The sequence below is a fragment of the Paenarthrobacter nitroguajacolicus genome, assembly GCF_031455195.1.
In the GTDB taxonomy this organism is placed as follows: domain Bacteria; phylum Actinomycetota; class Actinomycetes; order Actinomycetales; family Micrococcaceae; genus Arthrobacter; species Arthrobacter nitroguajacolicus_D.
In genome coordinates this window covers 721,759-743,362 of record NZ_JAVDSH010000002.1, presented here as the reverse complement: position 1 = coordinate 743,362, position 21,604 = coordinate 721,759, and the positions used below count along the sequence as shown (strand labels likewise).

Genomic DNA, 21,604 nt, shown 5'->3' with positions numbered 1-21,604 from the left:
TTTGCTACTTTCCGGCGGAACCGTCCTGGACGTCGAAGTCCATTCCGGCTTCCGCCAAATCCCCGCGGATGATTTCGATCTCGGCCGCGTCCGGCTCCACGAGGGGCAAACGGACAACCGAGTTGGGCAGGACTCCCTGCCACTTGAGAATCTGCTTGGCGGCTACTGCGCCTTGGACCCGTGTCATGGTTCCACGAACCACGGGTTCCAGTTCAAAATTGATGGCCCTTGCCGTGGCGAGGTCGTTGGCGTTGACGGCATCGATCAGCTCGCGGAAGCGGCGCGTGGCCACATGCGTGGTGACACCGACCAGTCCGACGGCCCCCAGCGCCATCCACTGAAGGGTCAGTCCGTCGTCGCCCGAGTAGAAGACCAGGTCTGTTTCTGCCATGACGCGCGTCGCTGCAGCAAAATCGGCCTTGGCGTCCTTGACGGCCACGATGTTCTGGTGCTTGGCGAGGCCGATCATGGTCTCGGGGGCAATCGCGATGGAGGAGCGGCCCGGGATGTCATAGAGCATGACGGGCAGGTCCGTTGAGGAGGCAATTGTCTCGAAGTGGGCGCGGACGCCCGCCTGGCTGGGCTTGTTGTAGTAAGGGGTGACGATCAGCAGGCCGTCAACGCCTACCTCTGCTGCACGCTGTGAAAGATGCACGGAGTGGGCGGTGTCGTTGGTGCCGGTCCCGGCAATGATGGCTGCCTTGCCACCGACGGCTTCTTTGACGGCACGGAACATGCCAAGGTTTTCATCGTCTGTCAGGGTGGAGGTCTCGCCGGTGGTGCCGGTGACGACGAGGCCGTCGCAACCGTCCTGGACGAGCTTCTCTGCCAGCGCCGCGGCTTGGTCGTAGTCAACCTTGCCGTCCTCGGTGAACGGGGTGACCATGGCGGTCAGCAGGGTACCAAGGGCGGGAGTGTGGGCGCGCAAGTCAGACATAAGAAAAACGTTACCCTGTCAAAGGCTTGTTACAAGAATGCGTTCCGCGTGATGGCCCTCATGCACCGCGGCCGGACCTGTAGCCATCCAGGCTGGATCGGACCAGATTCACCATGATGGTTTCCGTTCCCGTGCCGGCTGCCCTGGCCACGGCGGCACCTTCCGGACCCCACCCACCGCTGAGGCCGCAGGAGGCGCCCAGCGGGGTCTTTCCGCCAAGGTTGGCCAGGAGCCCGAACATCCGGTGGTCCATGGACCGGGAACCCAGATGCAGTCCGAGGCGCAATTCCTCGCCGGACACGTACAGGGCCGAAACAGCATAGACGTCGGCCCCTGACTCTGCGGCAGCCGCGGCGTGGGACGGCTGGGCGGCGTCGGCGCACACGGCAAGAGCCACCCGCCATCCGTCCACCACCAGGATTTCGGGGCCATTTCCCGCGACGAACAGCTCACGCTCGTCGCCATGCAGATGGGTCTTGAAGGCCGGTCGCAACGAGCCATCCGGGCCGATGATGAGTGATGCCAACCGGGGAGTGCCGCCAGCTTCCCGCCAGCCTGCACCGATCACCGCTGTGGTCCCGGTGCGGGCACACGCATCCCGAAGAGGCTGGAGCCTTGGATCGCGGTCCGTCAGCCACGCGGAGGGTTGGCCTTCCTGCTCCGGGGCATTGAATGAGCCCAACTCGTACCCCGTCAAGGAGAGCTCTGGAAACAGCACCAGCCGTGCGCCGTCAGCGTGGGCCTTTTCCACAAGCTCCACGTGGGCGGCGACGTTCCTGGCGACAGCTGCTCCCCCACTGCCGGTTCCCAGCGCTTCGTATTGAACGACGGCGGCCAGCAGCGTTGCTGACACTGGCGCGGGCCCGGAGGGTCGCGGCATGGTCAACAGGGATTGTGATTGCGGGTGCGGTTGGGTCACCCGGCCATCCTATTTCGGCGCGCGGCGGAACCAACAACCTCAGGAGGATCCGGGCGTCCGGGCTGGCTGCTCCGAACAGTACTGCGCCACGGCCCGCTCCTTAAGTTGCTCCGCCCACGCCACCAGCCGCTGGGAGGCGCGCACATACTCGAAGAGTTCCATCGGCGTGAGCGAATCAAGATCGGTATCTGCCAGCCTGCGGGCGAGTTCCGCTCCCGGCACCTGCTCGGCAAGCACGGTACCCTCGCGTCGCCACTGGGTGTCCTCCGGGGGTGCGCCGGTTACGAGTTGCCTGAACAGGAAGTCGACCACACCAGGACTCATTGCCTTCATGGGTCCACAGAGGGGATCCGGCGGCTTTGGAACATCGTTCATGCCGCAATGTTATTCGAACATATATTCGAAGACAAGGACCGCCCCGCAATAGCCAGGGCGGACGGGTTGCCGCGCAGCAGCTATGAGACGATCGCTGCATGACTTCGCACGGGACGGCCCCTCAGCAGGAGGGCGCAGGGGCCGGCCCGGTTTCAGCCCGGCTCAAGGGGATCGATGCCGCCCGGGGCGCGGCCTTGCTGGGCATGATGTCAACCCACCTGATGCCGACGTTCGGGCCTTCTCCGCAATGGGAGCCGACATTCGTGGGATTGGTTTTTTCCGGTCGGTCCTCAGCCCTTTTCGCCGTCCTGGCCGGCGTCGGATTGGCTCTCAGCACAGGCAAGCAGGAGCCCCGGAGCGGCGCCGGGCTGTGGGCCGCAAGGGGCGGAGTGGCCCTGCGCGCCCTGGTGATCGCCGTCGTCGGATTTGTCCTGGGCGGGCTTGATGTCAACGTCGCCGTGATTCTGGTCCACTACGCTCTCTTGTTCCTCTGCGTCCTGCCGTTCCTTGGCCTTCGCCTGAAAGCCCTCTGCTTCCTGGCATTCGGCTGGATTCTGGCCTCGCCGGTCCTGGCGTACCTGGTGCGGCCGTTGCTGCTGGACGCGACCCCTCCCCTGCAGTTGGGCCATAACCCGAAGGCCGAAGACCTGGAGACACCTGGAAGGCTCTTGGCCGACCTCTTCTTCACCGGCTACTACCCCGTGTTCCAGTGGATTTCCTACCTTCTGGTGGGGCTCGCCATAGGCCGTCTGGCACTCACGACGGCGAAGGTACAGCTCCTGCTGTTGGCTGGCGGAACCGTTGTGGCCGTCGTCGCAAAAGCCGCCGGCTTCCTGGCCATGGAATCGTGGGGCGGGAGGGCGGCCTTGGAAGCGCTCCCCGGTACCCGCGGATACCCGCTGGAAAGCATGCTGCAGGTCAACCTCACCGGCCTTCAACAAGTCGATTCATGGTGGTGGCTGGCCACCGCAGCGCCGCACGCCGGCACCACCTTGGACTTGTTGCACACCGGGGGCACGGCTGCCGCCGTCGTGGGGTTGTTCCTGCTGCTTGGCACCGTGGCTGAACGGGCGAAGGTCAACTTCCTGATCCTGCTCAGCGGTCCGGGCGCCATGACACTGAGCCTCTACTCGGCACACGTGTGGGTGGTATCCGGTTTCACCAATAAGCCCCTGCCGGCCGGCTGGACCCCGGAAGGGATGTACTGGGCCCAGGCCATCGCCGCGATCATCATCGGGGCCTTTTTCTCCCTGCTCCGGCGCCGGGGACCACTTGAGTGGGTGGCCCACCAGGCGTCCAGGCTCGGCAGTTACCGTCCAGCGGCGGTTGGCTGAGAACGGAAGAGCTTCACCGCGTCCCGCATGGAAGCACGGGCCCGCTTGCGGTCACCGGAGGCGTCGTAGGCGCAGCTCAGCCGGAACCAGGAGCGCCAATCTTCCGGGGCGGCCTCGGCTTCCGCCCGGTACTTTTCGAACTCTGCGTCCGCAGCGGACCGGATAATCCTGCCGCCGGGTGTGCGGGGAAGCGTGTCCTCCGGCAGCCCGCCTTCGGCTTCCAGGACCTTGGCCATCTGTTCGGTGCGGGCACCAAAAAGGAGTTCGCGGATGAGTGCCCACGCGCCCACCACCGGCAGGACCAGGTAGGCGGCACCGATGCCCTTGGCCACCAGGTTGGGATCGCCGAGCAGGAGGAAGGAACGTTGAACGGACACCACCAAGTACAGCACCAACAACAAAGTGATGGCACCGACCCAGATTTTGGTGCGGTTCTTCTTCAGTGCTGTCCAGAAATTTCCCATGTCCTAGAGCCCCAGATCCAGGTATCCGTCCAAGCCGACCGTCAGGCCGGGGTTGGCTGCTACCTTGCGCAGTCCAAGGAGGACGCCGGGCATGAAGGAGGCGCGGTCGAAGGAGTCGTGGCGCAAAGTCAGCTGTTCACCGGGGCCGCCAAAGAGGACTTCCTGGTGGGCCACAAGGCCGCGGAGGCGGACACTGTGCACCCGGACCCCGTCCACGTCACAGCCGCGCGCGCCCTCCAATGACGTCTCGGTGGCGTCCGGGCTGGCCGGGACCCCTGCTTCCTGGCGGGCTTCGGCGATCAATTGAGCCGTGCGCACGGCCGTGCCGGAGGGCGCATCCACTTTGTTGGGGTGGTGCAGCTCGATGATTTCAACCGATTCGAAGTACTGCGAGGCCTTGGCAGCGAAGGCGGACGCCAGCACCGAGCCCAACGCGAAATTGGGTGCAATGAGCACGCCTGTTTCCGCCTTCGTCTCCAGCAGTCCGCGCAGGGATTCCAGCCTGTCGGCGTTCCAGCCTGTGGTACCCACGACGGCGTGGATACCGTGCTCGACGGCGAACCGGACGTTGGTCTCGGTGATGTCCGGGACGGTGAGGTCAACAACGTACTGCGCACCGGCGTCGAGCAGTTTCTCCAGGGAATCACCGCGGCCCAAGGCGGCCACCAGCTTCATGTCTTCGGCTGCTTCAACAGCCTTGACGGCTTCAATTCCCATACGCCCGTTGGCGCCCAGCACTGCAACAGCAAGTTGTTCGGTCATGCCTTTAACCCTACCGCCGGGCCGGGCGCGGGCAGGAACCGTTACCTGCGCCTACTCCCCCGCGCCGACCCATTCCACAGTGCCGTCACTGAAGAACTGCTCTTTCCAAATGGGGACCTGCTCCTTGACACGGTCCACCAGTTCGGAGCAAACGGCGAAAGCTTGGCCCCGGTGCGCGGCTGCAACGGCGCAGACCAGCGCGGGATCGCCGATTTCCAGCATTCCGATCCGGTGCGCGGCCCAGATGCGCACGGGTTGGTTGGCTTCACCGGAGTGCTCCGCGACCAACTGTGCCACGACGTCGGACATGACCTGGTGGGCGGTGGGATGTGCACTGTAGCTCAACCGATCAACAGCTTTGCCGCCGTCGTGGTTACGCACGACCCCGCTGAAGCTGACCACCGCACCGGCTGTGTCCGATTCCACTGCCCTGATGGCCTGGTCCACCGAAATCGGCTCGGCGCTGAGGACAGCGCTGACAACTTCGAAGTCTGTTTCAATGCCCATGGTTGCCTTCCAATTGCTCACAGAGATGCCCGATCACAGGGTCCAGGACTGCCAGCCCATCCATGACCCCTTTGGGGGAACCGGGAAGATTGATAATGAATGACTTGCCCGCCGCACCTGCATGGCCGCGGCTCAACATGGCCATAGGGGTCTTCGTAGCTCCCGCGCGCCGGATACCCTCCATGAGTCCCGGTATCTCGCGGTCAAGGAGCGGCAGCGTCATCTCCGGCGTGCGGTCATCCGGGCTGAGGCCGGTTCCGCCGCTGGTGATGACAACTGCGGGTTCCTGCGTCAGGAGGGCCCGCAGCGCGGCGCCTACAGGTTCACCGTCCGGCACCACCATGGTGGGAAAAGTGTCGAATCCGTGCTCGTTCAGCCAGTCAAGGATGATGGGGCCGGTCTCGTCGGCGTAGATACCGGCCGCAGCCCGGGTGGAAGCAATCACGACGCCGGCCTTCCGCGGTCCGTGCGCGCTGGGCTCGCAGGCGCTCATGCTCCAGCCTCCCCATGCCGTGGTTCGGCGGAAACGTCCCAGTCGCCGCTTTTTCCGCCGCTCTTGGCGAGCACGCGGATATTGTCCAGGACGGCATGCTTGTCCACGGCCTTGATCATGTCGTAGACGCTGAGCGCCGCAACCGACGCGGCAGTCAGGGCTTCCATTTCGACGCCGGTGACGCCCCGGGTCTTGACCGTTGCCAGGACTCCCACCGAGTCCGCGCCCAGTTCAAAGTCCACAGTGACCTTGGAGATGGGCAAGGGATGGCACAGCGGAATCAGTTCGGGGGTCTTCTTTGCCGCCATGATCCCCGCTACCCTCGCCACGGCGAGCGCGTCGCCCTTGGGAAGTTCGCCGGCACCCAACAGGGCCAGGACTTCGGCGGTGCTGCGGACAGTAGCCGTGGCGGTGGCCTCACGCGTGGTTACGGCTTTCTCGGAGACGTCCACCATCTGTGCGGTGCCGTCTTGCCTGAGATGCGTCAGGCCTGCTGGGTTTTCGGGAGTGTGGTTCACAGCATCCATACTTCCACTTCGTCCCCTTTGGCGAGTTCCGTGACGTCGCTGGGGATCTGGACCAGGGCATTGGCGCGGGCCAGGGCGTGCACCAGGTGGGAGCCGGCCCCGCCTTCCATGCGCAGTATGCCGTCCGTACCCACGCTTCCGCGGCGGACCTGGTGTTTGCCGTCCGGTGAGGTCAGTGGCTCAGCGAGGCGGGCTCTCTGCACGGGCCGGGGCGCAGGTGTTCCCTGGACCTGGGAAAGTGCGGGCCTGAGGAACATCTCGAAGGACACGAGGCAGCTGACGGGGTTTCCCGGGAAGCCCAGGAAGGGTGTCCCGTCGAAGGTTCCCAGGCCTTGTGGACCGCCCGGCTGCATGGCGACCGGCAGGAAGTCCACTGCCTGGCCGGACATCGCTTGGCGGACTACCTCGTAGGCGCCTTTGCTCACGCCACCGGTGGTGACGATGATGTCCACCGGGTTCCGGGGATCCTGGGTGTAGCGGTGGAGGACTGATAGGAGGGTGTCGGGGTTGTCGTCGGAGATGCCCGTCCGCGTCACCTCCATGCCGGCTTGGCGCATGGAGGCTTCAAGGAGCGTTCCGTTGGAATCGTAGATCTTGCCGGGCGCCAGTTCCTGCCCTGGCTCCACCACTTCGTCGCCCGTAGTGACCAGTAGGACGCGGAATGGTTCGCGGACCTCTACTAAGTCAAGGCCCAATGCGGCCAGCAAGCCAAGTTGGGCAGGCCCCAGGAGCGTACCGGCGGCCAGCGCCAAGTCGCCTGTTTCGATGTCGCTGCCGCTGTGTCGAACATACGTTCCGGGAGCGACCGGCGGCAGCCGGACCAGGGCGTCTGCGGCTGCGGGCTCGGGAAAGGTGTTTGGCGTCGCCTTTTCAATAGGTACGACGGCGTCGGCCCCGTCCGGGATCATGGCGCCGGTCATGATGGGGGCGGCGAAGCCGGCCTTCAGTGACGCTGGCGAGGCACCTGCCGGGACGGGCGCCGCGACCCTGAGCTCCGCACCGCCGTCGGGAATCCCTGCGGAACGAACGGCGAACCCGTCCATTTGGGAATTGGGGAACGGTGGCAAGGAGAGGGGCGCATAGACGTCGCCGGCGAGCGCTTTTCCCAGCGCTTCGAGCAACGGCAGGCGGAGGTTGCCCTTGGCAGCCCTCGCAGTGGTCAGCAGTTCCACCACGGCCTGGCGATGGGCTGCAACAGATCGGGGCACGGACATCCTCCTGTGGATACGTTGGCGTGCGGGAATTACCCGGACGTACCCAGACTAGGTCCTCAGGCGACCTTGACGCTGATGGTGTGGTAGCCGGTGGCTCCATCGGGAGCTACTGGGGCCTTGTCTTCTGTCTGGGGTTCGCCGGTGGAATCGGTGGCCCGCACCTGGACTTCGTAGTCGCCCGATGTGAGGTCGATGCCGAGCTGCCACTGGTACCAGGTGTCGGTGGAGATGCCGTTTGCGAGGGTGGCCTGTTGCCAGGGGCCCCGGTTGACGCGAAGCTCTACCCGTTTGATGCCCCGGTGCTGGGCCCAGGCCACGCCGCCGAATTGGACCTTGCCTGCCTTAACTGTCCGGCCATTGCGGGGCACGTCGATGCGGGACTGGGTTTTGATGGGTCCGTGGTCGCTCCAGCCGCGGGGTGTCCAATACCCGGTGTCGTCGGCGAAGCGGGTGACTTTCAGTTCCGTCAGCCATTTGGTCGCGGACACAAATCCGTAGAGTCCGGGCACGATCATCCGCACGGGGAACCCGTGTTCCAGGGGCAACGGTTCTCCGTTCATGCCGATGGCCAGCAGTGCATCCCTGTCGTCCGTCAGTGCTTCCAGGGGCGTACCGGCAGTCCAGCCGTCGTTGCTGGTGGACAGCACCATGTCCGCGCCCGCTTTGGGGCCCGCCATGGCGAGGAGTTCGCGGACCGGCCAGCCCAGCCAGAGTGCGTTGCCAATGAGGTCGCCGCCGACGTTGTTGGACACGCAGGCGATGGTGATGTGCCGCTCCGTCATGGGTTTGGCGAGGAGTGTCGCAAAATCCAGTTCGACTTCCCGCTCCACCATTCCGGTGACCTTCAGCTTCCAACCAGGCGGGTCGATGGCAGGAACCGTCAAGGCGGTGTCGATCCTGTAGAAGTCGGCATTGGGGGTTACCAAGGGGCTGATCCCGTCCACAGCAAGCGTTGCGCCCGAAGGGATGGGTTGGCTGGGCGTCGTGGGCTTCGGGAGCGCCAATGAACTCCGGAAACCCGACGCTGCCGCTGTGGCACGCGTTAGGACAGCAGTGACCGTTCCGGCCACGACGGCGGCGATGGAGGTCCCCGCAAGGGCGTTGAGGAAGCTGCGACGGGCCAAGGGTGCGGGTTCGCCTTCGTCCTGCCCTGGTGTTCCCCGGGAAGGAGCCCAGGTAGCCAGCCTCCGGATCAGGGTGCGCAGCAGCAGCATGGTGACCACAGCCGCGCCGATGGGGGCCAGGGCGGCTTGCGGTCCCGCCTGCGCGCGGGTAACGACGGCGGTCAGCCCGGCCACGCCCGCCAGTCCGGCCAGCACCAGGCCCCATCCGGTCCGGCGGTGCTCCAGGACTCCAGCCAAACCCGCAAGGATCCCCGCGACGAGCCCGATGGAGGCGATCAGCACGATCTTGTCGGCGGTGCCGAACAATTCCACGGCCAGGTCCTTGACGCCCGGTGGCACGGCATCGATGACGGCTCCGCCCAAGGCAGTCACCGGCGAGACCAAGGGGCTTGCGAGACCGGCGGTGAGTTCCCCCGCAGCGATCCCGGCTGCCCCAGCTGCAACCCCGGCCGCCGCGGCCCAGAGGCGCGCGTGGATGCTGCTGCGGCGTGGAAGGGACATTCCGGGGTCCGGCGGGTCCACGTGCGGGCTGGGTTTGTTCATGCTGCTGGGCATGCTCATCATGCGCCTCCTGGGCGATTGTCAGCTGAAGCAAGGGTGGAGGCCGACGGGCTACCATCGCGGGCGGGTCCGGCGGGGAGTGACAGCGCGAAGCGGCAGCCGCCGTCGAGGTTGGTGACGCCGACTGTTCCCCCGTGGGCCTTGACGATGCCGGCCACCATGCTCAGGCCGATACCGGCACCGCTGTAGCTGCCCTGCAACTCGGCGGGTGTTCCGCGCGAAGGGTTCTTCTGCCAGCCCGTTTCAAACAGGTGGGGAAGGTCGTCGTCGGGGATGCCACCGCACTGGTCCTGCACAGCGATCACGGCATTCCCGTTGTCCCGGCCGACGCTCACGTGCACTTCGCTGTCCGGCCGGCTGTAGATGATGGCGTTGAGCAGGATGTTCCGTACGGCCCGTGCGAGGCTGGGCCCATCGGCAACGGCCATGCATTCGCGGTCCCCACCGCCGTCGAGCCTGATGCCCCGCTTCGCGGCCAACGGGGCCAGGTCCGAGAGGGCATCGCTGACCAGATCGTAAAGGTCCAATGGTTCGGCGCGGAGGCGGAGGCTGCCCGCTTGGATCTTGGACAGTTCCAGGAGGTCGTTGACCATCGCAGTCATCTGCTCGGTCTGCCCAATGATTTTCCGGTAGTAGCCCGGGACATCGGACGCCATGCCGTCCTCGAGCGCTTCAGTCATGGCGCGCATGCTGGCCAGGGGTGTGCGCAGGTCATGCGAAATCCAGGACACGAGTTCACGCCTGGCTGTCTCGATGGCGGCTTCGCGTTCCCTGGACTCGGCAAGGCTACGGCTGCTCGCTTCAAGTTCCTGGGCAAGTTCGGCGAGCTCGGAGGTCATGGCGGGAGCGCTCCCCCGGCGGGACTCCATGGTGTTGTCCAGGGTCTCGCCCCGCCCCAACCGGCGGGCCGCGTCCACTAACCGGGCCGCGTTACGGGAGACACCCGCACCGAGCATCAGTGAAAGTGCAACGGCAACAGCGGAGGCGGTGGCCAGGATGTACCACATCACCTCGAGGTCCCTGGCGGAGATGAACATGGCGTTGAAGGCACTGACCATCCCAGCCACAAGGACAGCCACCGTAGCCACCACCACCAGGCAAATCTGCGCGAGCACAGAGGCGCGGCGGAGCAACCGCAGGAGCACCAGCGTGGTGGCACCGATGAGGACGGCCCAAAACAGGACCCAGGCAAGGATGGTCCACAGTTCATTGCCTTCCATGTCCACCTCCCGTGTCATCGAAACGGTAACCAACGCCCCAGACCGTCTTGATCAGTTCCGGCTTGGTGGGATTTCCTTCGATCTTTTCCCGCAAGCGCCGGACGTGCACCGTGACCGTGGACAGGTCACCGAAGTCCCAGCCCCACACGGCCTTGATCAGTTCCTCCCGGCTGAACACCTGGTTTGGCCGGCGCATCAGGAACGCCAGGAGGTCGAATTCGCGGGCCGTCAGCGCCAAGGGAGTGCCGTTATGGGTGACCGTCCTGGACGCGGGATCGAGTTCGAGTCCGGCGGCCTCCACCGATGGTTCCGGCGCAAACTCCTTGACGCTGCGGCGGAGGACCGACTTGACCCGAAGAACCAGTTCCCGGGGCGAGAAGGGCTTGGTGACGTAGTCGTCCGCGCCCATCTCCAAGCCGAGGATCCGGTCGTCTTCGGTTCCCAGGGCCGTGACCATGATGACCGGCACGCTCATGGTCTGGCGCAGCCGCCTGCAGACCTCAACACCGTCCAGTCCGGGCAGCATGCGGTCCAGGATCACCAGGTCCGGTTGCCGGGACGCTGCAACCTTGAGCGCGGTGAATCCATCCGCAGCCATGTCCACCTGGAAGCCTGCCTTCAGCAGGTAGTCGCGGACGACATCGGCGATGGTCTGTTCGTCCTCGACCAGGAGGACGCGGCGGTGCCCTGGTTCCGCTGCTGATGCCGTATTTATGGTCACGCTTTCAGCATAGGTTTGCCGGCGGCACCCGGCACCCGATCGTGGCGTCGGCGGGGGAAGCGTATTGAATCCGTAAGAACTCTATGACTGTAACTGGTGTCACTGATCCGGCTGGGGTGGCGTAGCCTGAATTTATGACTGTTCAGCTGGGCATGCCGGTGCCCCCGTCGGGTGCCGCCACAGGCAGCACGGAAAGTGGCGTGGGGGTTCCGCCGCCGCGTCCCGCGGGCACGCCCGCAGGGTTGTGGGACCGTTACGGGCGGCGCGCCACGGACATGCGCCTGTCACTGACGGACAAATGCAACCTGCGCTGCACCTACTGCATGCCCGCCGAGGGCCTGGAGTGGTTGTCCAAGCAGGCCGTAATGACCAAGGATGAAATCATCCGCATTGTGCGCGTCGGGGTCACGGCCCTGGGTGTGCGGGAACTCCGCCTTACCGGCGGTGAGCCCTTGGTGCGCGCCGACCTGGTGGACATTATCTCCGGCATTCGAAGCAATCATCCCGACCTCCCCATCTCCATGACCACCAACGGCGTCGGGCTGGACAAGAAAGCCGCAGCGTTGAAGGCCGCAGGGCTCACCCGGATCAACGTCTCGCTGGATTCCCTTCACGAAGAAACGTTCACCAAGCTCACCCGCCGTCCATTCCTGGATCGCGTCCTGGCCGGCGTCGATGCTGCCTGGGCGGCCGGCCTGGGCCCCGTGAAACTGAACGCCGTGCTGATGCGCGGCATCAACGACGCCGAATCGCCGGACCTCCTGGCCTGGGCGTTGGGTCGCGGTTACGAACTTCGCTTCATCGAGCAGATGCCCTTGGATGCCGATCACGGCTGGACCCGGCGCAACATGATCACGGCTGCCGAGATCCGCACGCTGCTGTCACGCGACTACGTCCTGGACCACGACCCCCGTGAACGGGACGGCGCCCCCGCGGAACGCTTTGAAGTACGACGCCGGGACACGGCTTCCGGTCTTGCCACCGGTCCGGTCCTCGGTACCGTCGGCATCATCGCCTCAGTCACCGAGCCGTTCTGCTCCGACTGCCGCCGCACGCGCATCACAGCCGAAGGCAAAATCATGAGCTGCCTCTTCTCCCGCGAGGAATTCGACCTCCTGGGCCTCCTTCGCGAGGGAGCCACGGACGAGGAACTTGCGCAGCGATGGCAGGACGCCATGTGGGTCAAGCCCAAGGCGCACGGAATGGACCACACTGGTCTCGGCGCAGCGGACTTCGTCCAGCCGGACCGCAGCATGAGTGCAATCGGAGGCTGAAACCTTGCTTGTCCGCTACTTCGCTGCCGCACGCTCGGCCGCAGGAGTCGAAGAAGAATTCCATCACCTGCCGGAAGGGACCAGCCTGGAGGCGCTGCTGGAAGCCGCCCTCGCCGTCGAACGTCCAGTGCCCCCGGAAGGCACGCCGACCCTGGCGCGTATCGTCGCACGCAGTAGCTTCCTCCGCAACGAAGTGGCTGTGCGCGACCGTTCGGCCCCGCTGAGCCCGCACGACGTCATCGACGTCCTGCCGCCTTTTGCCGGGGGCTAGGCGCCGGGCGTTGACACCCTGCGGAAAACGCTTTTCAGCAACGGACTGAAGCCGGATGTTCCTTCGAGCCGCAGATCGGCCGTGTGCACCAGTACCCCGTCCTCGACGCGGAACGTGTGCCTGGCCACGCCTTCGGCCGTGCGCCGGTCCAGCGTCAGAATGCCTGCGTTCCACGAACCCCTGACGGGGCTGGCCGGCGGCCGGCCCATGCTGTCCACGTAGTACCAGAGCGTGTCACCGTGTTCGCGGTCCACAGTGAACATGCCATGCCCTTCGAAGTGTGTCCCATCCGCTTCACGGTGCCGGTAACTCTGCACGACGGCGTAGCCGCTGGCGGCCCTGCTGAACACCACCTCTGCCTCGGCAGTCCGGGCACTCCCCCACGGCGATGAGGCGATCTCCGTGATGCCACGCCAATGGCCAATGAAGTCCTGCAGCATCTCCGCGGCGTGGCCGCGTGGGGGCAGTTCCATCACATCTCCAACGTCAACAGGGCAGCATCATCACTGTGTGATCATGCTGCCCTGCAGGGAGTGCGCTAGTCCAGAGTCAGAGACCGAACGTTTCGGTTTCCTCAAACGGACCCACAACCGTGATGGTGCGGGGAGCTGCTGCGAGTTCGCGGGCGAGCTCCTGGACGTCGTCCACGGTGACGGCCTGGATCCGCGCCAGGGTCTCGTCGATGTCCTGGAACTCTCCGGAGACCAATTCAGCCCGGCCCAGCCGGGACATCCGCGAACCTGTGTCCTCGAGGGCCAACACGATGCCACCGCTGAGCTGGCCCACGGCCTTCCTGAGCTCTTCTTCGGTAATGCCTTCCTTGGCGAGCTTGTCCAGCTCCACGCCCAGGAGTTCCAGCACCTGGCGGACCTTGGACGGGGTGCACCCGGCATACATGCCAAAGTACCCGGCGTCCGCGTAAGCGGCGGTGAAGGAGTACGTGGAGTACACCAGGCCCCGCTTCTCGCGGATCTCCTGGAAGAGCCTGGAGGACATGCCACCACCCAGGACTGCGTTAAGCACGCTCATGACGAAGCGGCGATCATCGGTGGCGACGATCGTGGGGCAACCCATGATGATGTTCGCCTGCTCCACGGGACGCTTCACGACGTGGAGGCCGGAGGTGCCGGTGATGACAGCCCTCTCCGTCCCACGGCGCTCCACGGGCGCTGCACCGGCATCCAGCTGCCAACCGGCAGCTTTCAACGCATCAAGGACAAGTTCACAGACGACGTCGTGGTCCAGCCCGCCCGCTGCGGTGATGACCAGTTCCTCGGGGCGGTAGTAGCGCTGGTAGTGCTCCCACACCGAGTCCCTTGCCACAGCCTTGATCGCATCCGGTGTTCCGCCGATCGGCCGGGCCAGCGGGTGGCTGCCGAGCACTGCTGCCACGAATTTCTCGTGCGCCACATCGGTGGGGTCGTCGCTGTCCATGGCGATTTCCTCGAGGATGACGTCGCGTTCCTGCTCCAGTTCGGCAGGGTCAAGGACAGCGCCGGTGATCATGTCGGCGATGACATCAATGGCCATGGGAAGGTCCGTATCGAGGACCCGTGCGAAGTAGCAGGTGCTTTCCTTGGCGGTGGCTGCGTTGGATTCGCCGCCTACCTCGTCGAACGCAGACGCTATCTCCAGGGCTGTGCGCCTCTTGGTGCCCTTGAACAGCAGGTGTTCAAGGAAGTGTGTGGAACCATGCTGGCCGTCCGCTTCGTCGCGCGAACCCACTGCCACCCAGAAACCTATGGTGGCCGAACGCTGTCCGGGCATCGCCTCGGTCAGGACGCGCACGCCGCCGGGAAGCACGGAGCGCCGCACGACGGAACCGCCCTCGGCACCATGGATCAGTTCGCCGCCGGGAAGGGTTTGCTCCAGCGGCAAGGGTACGACAGTCATTAAGGCCTTTCAGGGTTAAGGCCGGAAGGGCCGGTGGAGCTTTTTCAAGCCCACCGGCCCCGCCGGGTGTACTGCTTACAGACTACTCTGCGGACTCTTCAACGACCTCGGCCGGAGCGTCCTCGGAAGCTGCGCCTTCTTCGTCGGCAACAACCGGCGAGAGGGAGAGCTTTCCACGGTCGTCGATCTTGGTGATCTCGACCTGGACCTTCTGGCCCACGGAGACAACGTCATCAACGTTGTCCACGCGCTTGCCGTTGGCCAGCTTGCGGAGCTCGGAGATGTGCAGCAGGCCGTCCTTGCCCGGCGTCAGGGAAACGAAGGCGCCGAAGGTGGTGGTCTTGACGACCGTACCCAGGTAGCGCTCACCGATTTCCGGAACCTGCGGGTTGGCGATGGCGTTGATGGCGGAACGTGCTGCGTCGGCAGACGGGCCGTTGGTGGCGCCAATGTAGACCGTGCCGTCATCTTCGATGGAGATGTCCGCGCCCGTGTCTTCCTGGATCTGGTTGATCATCTTGCCCTTGGGGCCAATGACCTCGCCGATCTTGTCAACGGGGATCTTGACGGCGATGACGCGCGGCGCGAACTCGGAGAGCTCATCCGGGGTGTCGATCGCTGCGTTGATGACCTCGAGGATGTGGAGGCGGGCTTCGCGGGCCTGCTTCAGTGCTGCTGCCAGCACGGAAGCGGGGATGCCGTCGAGCTTGGTGTCCAGCTGGATGGCCGTGACGAACTCGGACGTACCGGCAACCTTGAAGTCCATGTCGCCGAAAGCGTCTTCGGCGCCGAGGATGTCGGTCAGCGCTGCATAGCGGGTCTGGCCGTCAACCTGGTCGGAAACCAGGCCCATGGCGATACCGGCAACAGCTGCCTTCAGCGGCACGCCAGCGTTGAGCATGGAGAGCGTCGAGGCACAGACCGAACCCATGGACGTCGAACCGTTGGAACCGAGTGCCTCGGATACCTGGCGGATGGCGTACGGGAATTCTTCACGGCTGGGCAGAACCGGAACCAGGGCGCGCTCTGCGAGGGCACCGTGGCCGATTTCGCGGCGCTTCGGGGAACCGACGCGGCCGGTCTCACCGGTGGAGTACGGCGGGAAGTTGTAGTTGTGCATGTAGCGCTTGCGCGTTACCGGCGACAACGAGTCGATCTGCTGCTCCATCTTGAGCATGTTCAGCGTGGTGACACCCATGATCTGGGTCTCGCCGCGCTCGAAGATGGCCGAACCGTGAACGCGGGGCAGAACCTCTACCTCTGCGGTCAGCTGGCGGATGTCCGTCAGGCCACGGCCGTCGATGCGGACCTGGTCCTTGAGGATGCGCTGGCGCACGACGTGCTTGGTGACCGAGCGGAACGCTGCGGAGAGTTCCTTCTCGCGGCCTTCGAAGTCGCCTGCAAGTGAGCCAAGGACTTCGTCCTTGAGTGCGTCGGAGGCGTTGTCGCGCTCCTGCTTGTCGGCGATCTGGAAGACAGCGGCAAGCTTGTCAGCGGCAGCGGCTTCAACAGCAGCGTAGACGTCGTCCTGGTAGTCAAGGAAGACCGGGAACTCGACGGTCGGCTTGGCGGCGCGTGCCGCCAGGTCTGCCTGTGCTTCGCAGAGTGCCTTGATGAACGGCTTGGCAGCCTCGAGGCCCTCGGAAACAACCTCTTCGGTAGGAGCTGTTGCGCCCTGTTCCTTGATGAGGTTCCAGGAGTTGTCGGTGGCTTCGGCTTCCACCATCATAATGGCGACGTCGTCACCGGCAATGCGGCCGGCGACAACCATGTTGAAGACGGCGTTCTCAAGCTGGGAGTGCTTGGGGAAAGCGACCCACTGCGAACCGTGTTCGTCGGCGATGAGGGCGACGCGGACGCCACCGATCGGGCCGGAGAACGGGAGGCCGGAAAGCTGCGTGGACATCGAGGACGCGTTGATGGCGACGACGTCGTAGAGCTCGTCCGGGTTGATCGCCAGGACAGTGACGACGATCTGGACTTCGTTGCGCAGGCCCTTGACGAACGCGGGGCGCAGCGGACGGTCCATGAGGCGGCAGGCCAGGATGGCTTCCGTGGAGGGGCGGCCTTCGCGGCGGAAGAACGAACCCGGGATACGGCCGGCTGCGTACATGCGCTCTTCAACGTCAACCGTCAGGGGGAAGAAGTCGAAACCTTCGCGCGGCTGCTTGCCGGCGGTGGTTGCGGAGAGCAGTGCGGTGTCTTCGTCGATGTAGACCATCGAGGCGCCGGCTGCCTGCTTGGCAAGGCGGCCGGTTTCGAAGCGAATGACGCGCTTGCCAAAACGGCCGTTGTCGATAATGGCTTCGGAGAACTGGATTTCGGGACCCTCCATAGAGAGTCACCTCCGTTTCTGTTAGCGGAAGTCCGCCGCATCAACCCAGGCCTCTTCTTTTTTCCTGGCCTGTACGACACCCGGTCATCGATCGAGATCCACGGGCCTCATCACCACAGATGAGCTTCCCGGGAATCACTACCGAGGACCGCGAATGCGCGATGCGGTTGATTCCTGTTTTTAGTTGTTGGTGAAGAAGGCGGCCCGTTCCGGAAAGGAGCGGGCCGCCCCTAAAAGCAGACTAGCGGCGCAGGCCGAGGCGCTCGATGAGCGAACGGTAGCGGGCGATGTCAGTGTTCTTCAGGTAGGAAAGCATGCGCTTGCGACGACCAACCATGGCCAGCAAACCGCGCTGGGTGTGGAAGTCGTGCTTGTGCTCCTTCATGTGCTCAGTCAGATCCTTGATCCGCTGGGTCAGAACTGCAACCTGGACCTCGGGCGAACCGGTGTCGCCTTCAGAGGTTGCGTATTCCTTGATGATGGACTGCTTTACAGCGGCGTCAAGTGCCACGTGAACTCCTAGAGTTGTGCCGTGCGTCCCGGTGCAGCGCCTCGCTGACGGGTTGCCCTTGGTGCGTTGCCGCACACAAAAACAGGTCCAGCTGCCACGGACTGCGGCCGGATCCATTCACCAGTTTACCGGCAGGTCAGCAGTGTTGTCGAAATCCGCCTAGCGCCGGGTCAGCAGCTCGTGCGCCTGGGCTACGTCCAGGCACATTTGCTCCACCAGGGCCTCAGGTCCACGGTAGGCAACCATGCCGCGCAGGCGCTGCGTGAATTCGACAGCCACGGTCTGCCCGTAGAGGTCGAAGTCCTCCACTTTTTCCTCGGGACGATCGATCACGTGGGCCTCCACCTGGCGGCTCACGCCGTCGAAGGTGGGGTTGGAACCAACGGAAATAGCGGCGGGCCACCGTGTCCCGGACTGGTCGATCAACCAACCCGCGTAGATGCCGTCAGCGGGAACGTACCCTGTGGAATCGTGGGCAAGGTTGGCTGTGGGGAAACCGAGATCCCGTCCGCGGGCAGCTCCGTGCACTACCTCGCCGCGCATGCGGTGCGGGCGGCCAAGAACAGCGGCGGCGGTCACGACGTCGCCCTCGGACAGGGCTTCCCGCACCCAAGTGGAGGAACAGCGGCGGTCAGCGTCGCCGTCGTCGTGGACTGGAAAGCCTCCCGCCCCGTACTCGTTGACAACCTGCACGCCGAACCCGAGCTCCTCACCCAGTTCCTGCATGGTGACGACGTCCCCGACGTTCCCGGCACCAAAGCGGAGGTCGTGGCCCACAACGACGTGTGCTGCGTGAAGTCCGTCAAGGATGACTTCGCGGACGAACTCGATGGGAGTCATCGCCGCCAGGTCCAAGGTGTACTTCATGACCAGCACGGCATCGACGCCGGTGTCCCCGAGGGCATCGAGCTTGTCCTGGAGCCCCATGATCAGTTCGGGTGCGGAATCCGGCCTGTGGACCTGGGCCGGGTGGGGATCGAAAGTCACGGCAACCGAGGGAATATTATGCCGCTTGGCGGTGCCGGTCAGTTGGGAAAGGACATGCTGGTGGCCGCGATGGACGCCGTCAAAGTTCCCGATGGTAACGACAGTAGGTCCGAAGTCCTTGGGGACTTCAGTGGGATCGTTCCAGATGTGGACCATCAACCTCGCCTTTTACTGCAGATGTTCGGTGCGCCCGGCAACCTCCCGGCGCCGGAACATTCTAAGGTTACCCGCAAGGGCGGTTGGCTCAGGACGGGCGGCGCTTGTTCAGCCACAGGAGGCCAAGGATGGGCAGGACAAGCGGGACGAAACCGTAACCGCGGCCGAACAGCGACCACACGGTATCGTGCGGGAACGCCACAGGGTCGAAAAGGCTGATGGCGCCCACCACCAGCACGCCGATGAGCTCCGTGAGCACGGCGGCCACTGAGACCTTGAACCACGTGCGGCCCGGCTTGGCCAGGGAGATGGTCGCCACGATATAGACGACGGCGGCAAAGGCCGAGAGGATATGCGCCAGCGGTGCTTCGGCGAACTTCGTAGCGATCTGATAGCCCGCGCGCGCGGTCGCCGAGAGGGCGAAAACGGCGTACACCGCGATCAGGAGGCGGCCAGGCCCGGTGTTCCGGGTATCCTTCTGCGGCTGCGGGGTTGCCGGATTGGTCTCAGTTCCAGTCACGATGGCTTCTTCTTTCAAGGTCAGTACCAAATCTGGTTCATGCGCGCGCCCATGACGAGGACCGTTACACCTACCGCAGCGAGGACGAAGTTGCTCCAGCGGGTGCGTTCAAGGATGGCCCAGTACACAGCACCCAGCGGGATCATCAGGGCCGTAATCAAGTAGCCCCAGAACTCCCACGCTTCCCCGGCAATCTGCTCGCCCATGGCAACCCGGATGATGGAACCCACCAGGTACACCACCAGCACCGCTTCAACGGCAAGCACCGAGTAGATGGTGGGGTCGTTGGGGGCCTTTTTCATCAGCCCGGCCACCACGCACATGATGGTGGACACCAGTCCAATAACCAGGAGTGCGTAAAAGTATCCGTCCATGACTACTTCGCCTCCCCTGAACCGGTTCCCGGGGCGAACACCAACACGGGCTTGGCAAAGCTCCCGGTGTCAGCCAGCAATGCCACGAGTTCCCCGGAGGGCGCGAAGGCTGCTGCGGGGCTTTCGGCCGTGGCAGCCTCGGCGGTGCCGGCACCCGGACCGGCCGCAATCCGGCGGCCGAAGGAGATCTCCGTTGTTTCGTCCTCGGTGAGCTCACGGTTGGGCATGAGGGACCGGGCAGCGAGGGACATGTCCAGGACGTTGAGCTCTTCCGCCAGTTCCTCCAGGGTCCTGGCCTGCTCGAGGGTATAGGGACCCACCTGGGTCCGGCGCAGGGCCGTGAGGTGGCCACCGACGCCCAGATCGTTTCCGAGGTCCCTGGCCAGGGCCCGGATGTAGGTCCCGGAAGAACATTCCACGGTGACGTCCACGTCAACTACCCTGCCGCCGTCGAGCCTGTTGATGGCGTGCACGTCGAAGCGGTGGATCGTCACGGGGCGCGCTGCGAGCTTCACTTCTTCACCGGAGCGGACCCGCGCGTAGGAGCGTTCGCCGTTGACCTTGATGGCACTCACGCTGCTGGGCACCTGCTGGATAGGGCCCGTGAGCGCAGCAACCCCGGCCGCTATGGCTTCGTCAGAGACGTCCGCGGCGCTGCGGGCCTCCGTGACGTCGCCCTCAGCGTCGTCTGTGATGGTGGTTTCACCGAGCCTGATGGTGGCCGTATAGGTCTTGGAGGTGCCCACGATGTAAGTCAGCAGGCGGGTCGCCTTATTGATGCCAAGCACCAGGACGCCGGTGGCCATGGGATCGAGCGTCCCCGCATGCCCCACTTTCCGGGTACCAGCCAGCCGCCGCATCCGGCCAACCACATCGTGGCTGGTCCATCCCTGCGGTTTGTCAACGATTACCAGTCCAGAAAGCACGCTTACCAGTATATGGGTGGCTAGGATGGCTCCCATGCCTGAGCTTGCCTTGCACGTACGTGACGTCCCCGTGAACCAGATCCGCGAAATCACCGAGGCCGCGTGGGCCACCCCCGGTGCGATCGTCCTGAGCATCGGCGAACCGGGGTTCGCGCTGCCACGGCACGTCCTCGACGCCGGCATTGCCTGCCTGGACCGGGATGAGACCAACTACACACCCAACGCGGGGATACCCGCTCTCCGGGAAGCGTTCGCCGCCCGCTTCCGCGAACAGCAGGGCGTAGGGATCGGTGCTGAACGGGTTTATGTGGTGGACGGCGCCCAGCAAGGCCTGCATTTCGCCATGAGCCTTCTCCTCTCCCCCGGCGACGAGATCCTCATCCCGAACCCCGGCTACCCCACGTTTGCCATGACCAGCCGGCTGCTTCACGCCGTGCCCGTGCAGTATCCGCTGTATCCCAAGAACGACTTCCAGCCGCACATCGAGGACATCGAAGCACTCATCACGCCGCGGACCCGTGTCCTCGTGCTGAATTCGCCGTCCAACCCGTTGGGGGCGGTCATCAGTGAAGAAGCCACCCGGGAATTGGTGGAACTGGCCGTCCGGCACGACCTCTGGATCATCTCGGACGAATGCTACGAAGCCTTCACCTTCGATGTCCCGCACGTCAGCCCGGCGCGCTTCGACAGCAACGTCCCAGGGGAAGCCCGCGTGTTCACCTCGCTGACGCTGTCCAAGACGTACGGACTGACAGGCCTGCGCATCGGGGCGTTGATCTGCCCTCCGGGGATTGAGCAGAAGATGAACAACGTCATGGAATCGATCGTCTCCTGCGTCGCGTCTCCGTCGCAGTACGCTGCCTTGGCCGCATTGACCGGGCCGCAGGACTACGTTTACCAGGCCCGCGATCATTACCGGAACAACCGCGACGCAGCCTCGGCCGTGCTGGAAGCCAAGGGTATTCCGTTCCTCGGGGCACAGGGCGCGTTCTATCTCTGGGCCGACGTATCGCACGTAAGCGGCGGGGACGTCCGCACGTGGGTGCGCAAGTTCCTGGCGGAATCGGGAGTCTCGTTCGCGCCGGGCACAGCGTTCGGGTCGATCGGCGAGGGCTGGATCAGGATCGCCCTTTGTGGCGGTCACCAGGACCTGCTCGACGGCGTCAATCGCCTTCCAGCGAAGGTTTAGCTGCCGCCGG

General features: G+C 64.7%; 24 protein-coding genes. 4 read left to right on the top strand and 20 right to left on the bottom strand.

Annotation, left to right across the window (positions count from 1 at the left end; translation table 11 throughout):
- Positions 1–4 precede the first annotated feature (4 nt).
- From dapA to J2Y68_RS07090, 3 genes are read right to left on the bottom strand one after another with little or no spacing between them, the layout of a single operon-like run.
- Positions 5–937 (bottom strand): 4-hydroxy-tetrahydrodipicolinate synthase, encoded by a 933-nt coding sequence (gene dapA / locus J2Y68_RS07100; protein ID WP_211711849.1) that lies wholly within the window; start codon positions 935–937, stop codon positions 5–7.
- Positions 938–995: 58 nt separating this feature from the next.
- A complete protein-coding gene (locus tag J2Y68_RS07095; RefSeq protein WP_309991470.1) occupies positions 996–1,856 on the bottom strand; it encodes a carbon-nitrogen hydrolase family protein in 861 nt (286 codons plus the stop codon).
- Positions 1,857–1,895: 39 nt separating this feature from the next.
- The gene (locus J2Y68_RS07090) at positions 1,896–2,231 is read right to left on the bottom strand and encodes a hypothetical protein (RefSeq protein WP_309991468.1); all 336 of its coding nucleotides are present in this window, start codon (positions 2,229–2,231) and stop codon (positions 1,896–1,898) included.
- A 98-nt stretch (positions 2,232–2,329) separates the two neighbouring features.
- Between J2Y68_RS07090 and J2Y68_RS07085 the strand changes: the two genes are divergently transcribed.
- Positions 2,330–3,565, top strand: a complete 1,236-nt coding sequence (locus J2Y68_RS07085; protein WP_309991465.1) for a heparan-alpha-glucosaminide N-acetyltransferase domain-containing protein — start codon at positions 2,330–2,332, stop codon at positions 3,563–3,565.
- Here J2Y68_RS07085 and J2Y68_RS07080 read toward each other — a convergent pair.
- From J2Y68_RS07080 to J2Y68_RS07040, 9 genes are read right to left on the bottom strand one after another with little or no spacing between them, the layout of a single operon-like run.
- Entirely contained in the window at positions 3,541–4,029 is a 489-nt protein-coding gene (locus J2Y68_RS07080; RefSeq protein WP_284987781.1) for a hypothetical protein, read from the bottom strand. The genes J2Y68_RS07085 and J2Y68_RS07080 overlap by 25 nt on opposite strands.
- Before the next feature lie 3 nt (positions 4,030–4,032).
- A complete protein-coding gene (dapB, locus tag J2Y68_RS07075) occupies positions 4,033–4,791 on the bottom strand; it encodes a 4-hydroxy-tetrahydrodipicolinate reductase (protein ID WP_309991462.1) in 759 nt (252 codons plus the stop codon).
- A gap of 51 nt (positions 4,792–4,842) precedes the next feature.
- Positions 4,843–5,298, bottom strand: a complete 456-nt coding sequence (locus J2Y68_RS07070) for a molybdenum cofactor biosynthesis protein MoaE (RefSeq protein ID WP_309991459.1) — start codon at positions 5,296–5,298, stop codon at positions 4,843–4,845.
- A complete protein-coding gene (locus J2Y68_RS07065; protein ID WP_309991456.1) occupies positions 5,288–5,791 on the bottom strand; it encodes a MogA/MoaB family molybdenum cofactor biosynthesis protein in 504 nt (167 codons plus the stop codon). The genes J2Y68_RS07070 and J2Y68_RS07065 overlap by 11 nt, the downstream gene beginning before the upstream one ends.
- Entirely contained in the window at positions 5,788–6,318 is a 531-nt protein-coding gene (gene moaC / locus J2Y68_RS07060; RefSeq protein ID WP_309991453.1) for a cyclic pyranopterin monophosphate synthase MoaC, read from the bottom strand. The genes J2Y68_RS07065 and moaC overlap by 4 nt, the downstream gene beginning before the upstream one ends.
- Positions 6,306–7,532 carry a molybdopterin molybdotransferase MoeA gene (locus J2Y68_RS07055; protein WP_309991450.1) on the bottom strand — a complete coding sequence of 409 codons (1,227 nt, stop codon included), beginning with the start codon at positions 7,530–7,532 and terminating at the stop codon, positions 6,306–6,308. Before J2Y68_RS07055 ends, moaC begins: the two co-directional genes overlap by 13 nt.
- A gap of 56 nt (positions 7,533–7,588) precedes the next feature.
- Entirely contained in the window at positions 7,589–9,157 is a 1,569-nt protein-coding gene (locus J2Y68_RS07050) for a molybdopterin-dependent oxidoreductase (RefSeq protein ID WP_309991668.1), read from the bottom strand.
- A gap of 59 nt (positions 9,158–9,216) precedes the next feature.
- Complete coding sequence (locus J2Y68_RS07045) at positions 9,217–10,437, bottom strand: sensor histidine kinase (protein WP_309991448.1); 1,221 nt, start codon at positions 10,435–10,437, stop codon at positions 9,217–9,219.
- Entirely contained in the window at positions 10,424–11,158 is a 735-nt protein-coding gene (locus tag J2Y68_RS07040; protein WP_309991446.1) for a response regulator transcription factor, read from the bottom strand. The genes J2Y68_RS07045 and J2Y68_RS07040 overlap by 14 nt, the downstream gene beginning before the upstream one ends.
- A gap of 134 nt (positions 11,159–11,292) precedes the next feature.
- Here J2Y68_RS07040 and moaA point away from each other — a divergent pair, with 134 nt between their 5' ends.
- Both moaA and J2Y68_RS07030 read left to right on the top strand, forming a co-directional pair.
- Positions 11,293–12,432, top strand: a complete 1,140-nt coding sequence (gene moaA / locus J2Y68_RS07035) for a GTP 3',8-cyclase MoaA (RefSeq protein ID WP_309991443.1) — start codon at positions 11,293–11,295, stop codon at positions 12,430–12,432.
- A gap of 4 nt (positions 12,433–12,436) precedes the next feature.
- Positions 12,437–12,703, top strand: coding sequence for a MoaD/ThiS family protein (locus J2Y68_RS07030; protein WP_309991441.1), 267 nt, complete (start codon positions 12,437–12,439; stop codon positions 12,701–12,703).
- Here J2Y68_RS07030 and J2Y68_RS07025 read toward each other — a convergent pair.
- The 8 genes from J2Y68_RS07025 to truB all read right to left on the bottom strand — a co-directional run bounded on the left by J2Y68_RS07025 (position 12,700) and on the right by truB (position 20,405).
- Entirely contained in the window at positions 12,700–13,176 is a 477-nt protein-coding gene (locus J2Y68_RS07025; protein ID WP_309991438.1) for a DUF1579 family protein, read from the bottom strand. The genes J2Y68_RS07030 and J2Y68_RS07025 overlap by 4 nt on opposite strands.
- Positions 13,177–13,252: 76 nt before the next feature.
- Positions 13,253–14,596 (bottom strand): M16 family metallopeptidase, encoded by a 1,344-nt coding sequence (locus J2Y68_RS07020; protein WP_309991436.1) that lies wholly within the window; start codon positions 14,594–14,596, stop codon positions 13,253–13,255.
- A gap of 82 nt (positions 14,597–14,678) precedes the next feature.
- Positions 14,679–16,931, bottom strand: a complete 2,253-nt coding sequence (locus J2Y68_RS07015) for a polyribonucleotide nucleotidyltransferase (protein WP_211711835.1) — start codon at positions 16,929–16,931, stop codon at positions 14,679–14,681.
- Between the two features lie 241 nt (positions 16,932–17,172).
- Positions 17,173–17,442, bottom strand: coding sequence for a 30S ribosomal protein S15 (rpsO, locus tag J2Y68_RS07010; RefSeq protein ID WP_144652206.1), 270 nt, complete (start codon positions 17,440–17,442; stop codon positions 17,173–17,175).
- Between the two features lie 159 nt (positions 17,443–17,601).
- Positions 17,602–18,585 (bottom strand): bifunctional riboflavin kinase/FAD synthetase, encoded by a 984-nt coding sequence (locus J2Y68_RS07005; protein WP_309991432.1) that lies wholly within the window; start codon positions 18,583–18,585, stop codon positions 17,602–17,604.
- A gap of 88 nt (positions 18,586–18,673) precedes the next feature.
- Entirely contained in the window at positions 18,674–19,105 is a 432-nt protein-coding gene (locus J2Y68_RS07000) for a hypothetical protein (protein ID WP_309991429.1), read from the bottom strand.
- Positions 19,106–19,125: 20 nt separating this feature from the next.
- On the bottom strand, positions 19,126–19,479 hold the full coding sequence (locus tag J2Y68_RS06995; RefSeq protein ID WP_309991426.1) for a hypothetical protein: 354 nt from the start codon (positions 19,477–19,479) through the stop codon (positions 19,126–19,128).
- A 2-nt stretch (positions 19,480–19,481) separates the two neighbouring features.
- Positions 19,482–20,405, bottom strand: a complete 924-nt coding sequence (gene truB / locus J2Y68_RS06990; protein ID WP_309991424.1) for a tRNA pseudouridine(55) synthase TruB — start codon at positions 20,403–20,405, stop codon at positions 19,482–19,484.
- Positions 20,406–20,439: 34 nt separating this feature from the next.
- Here truB and J2Y68_RS06985 point away from each other — a divergent pair, with 34 nt between their 5' ends.
- Positions 20,440–21,594: a pyridoxal phosphate-dependent aminotransferase gene (locus J2Y68_RS06985; protein ID WP_309991421.1), complete on the top strand. Its 1,155-nt coding sequence runs from the start codon at positions 20,440–20,442 to the stop codon at positions 21,592–21,594.
- Positions 21,595–21,604: the final 10 nt, after the last annotated feature.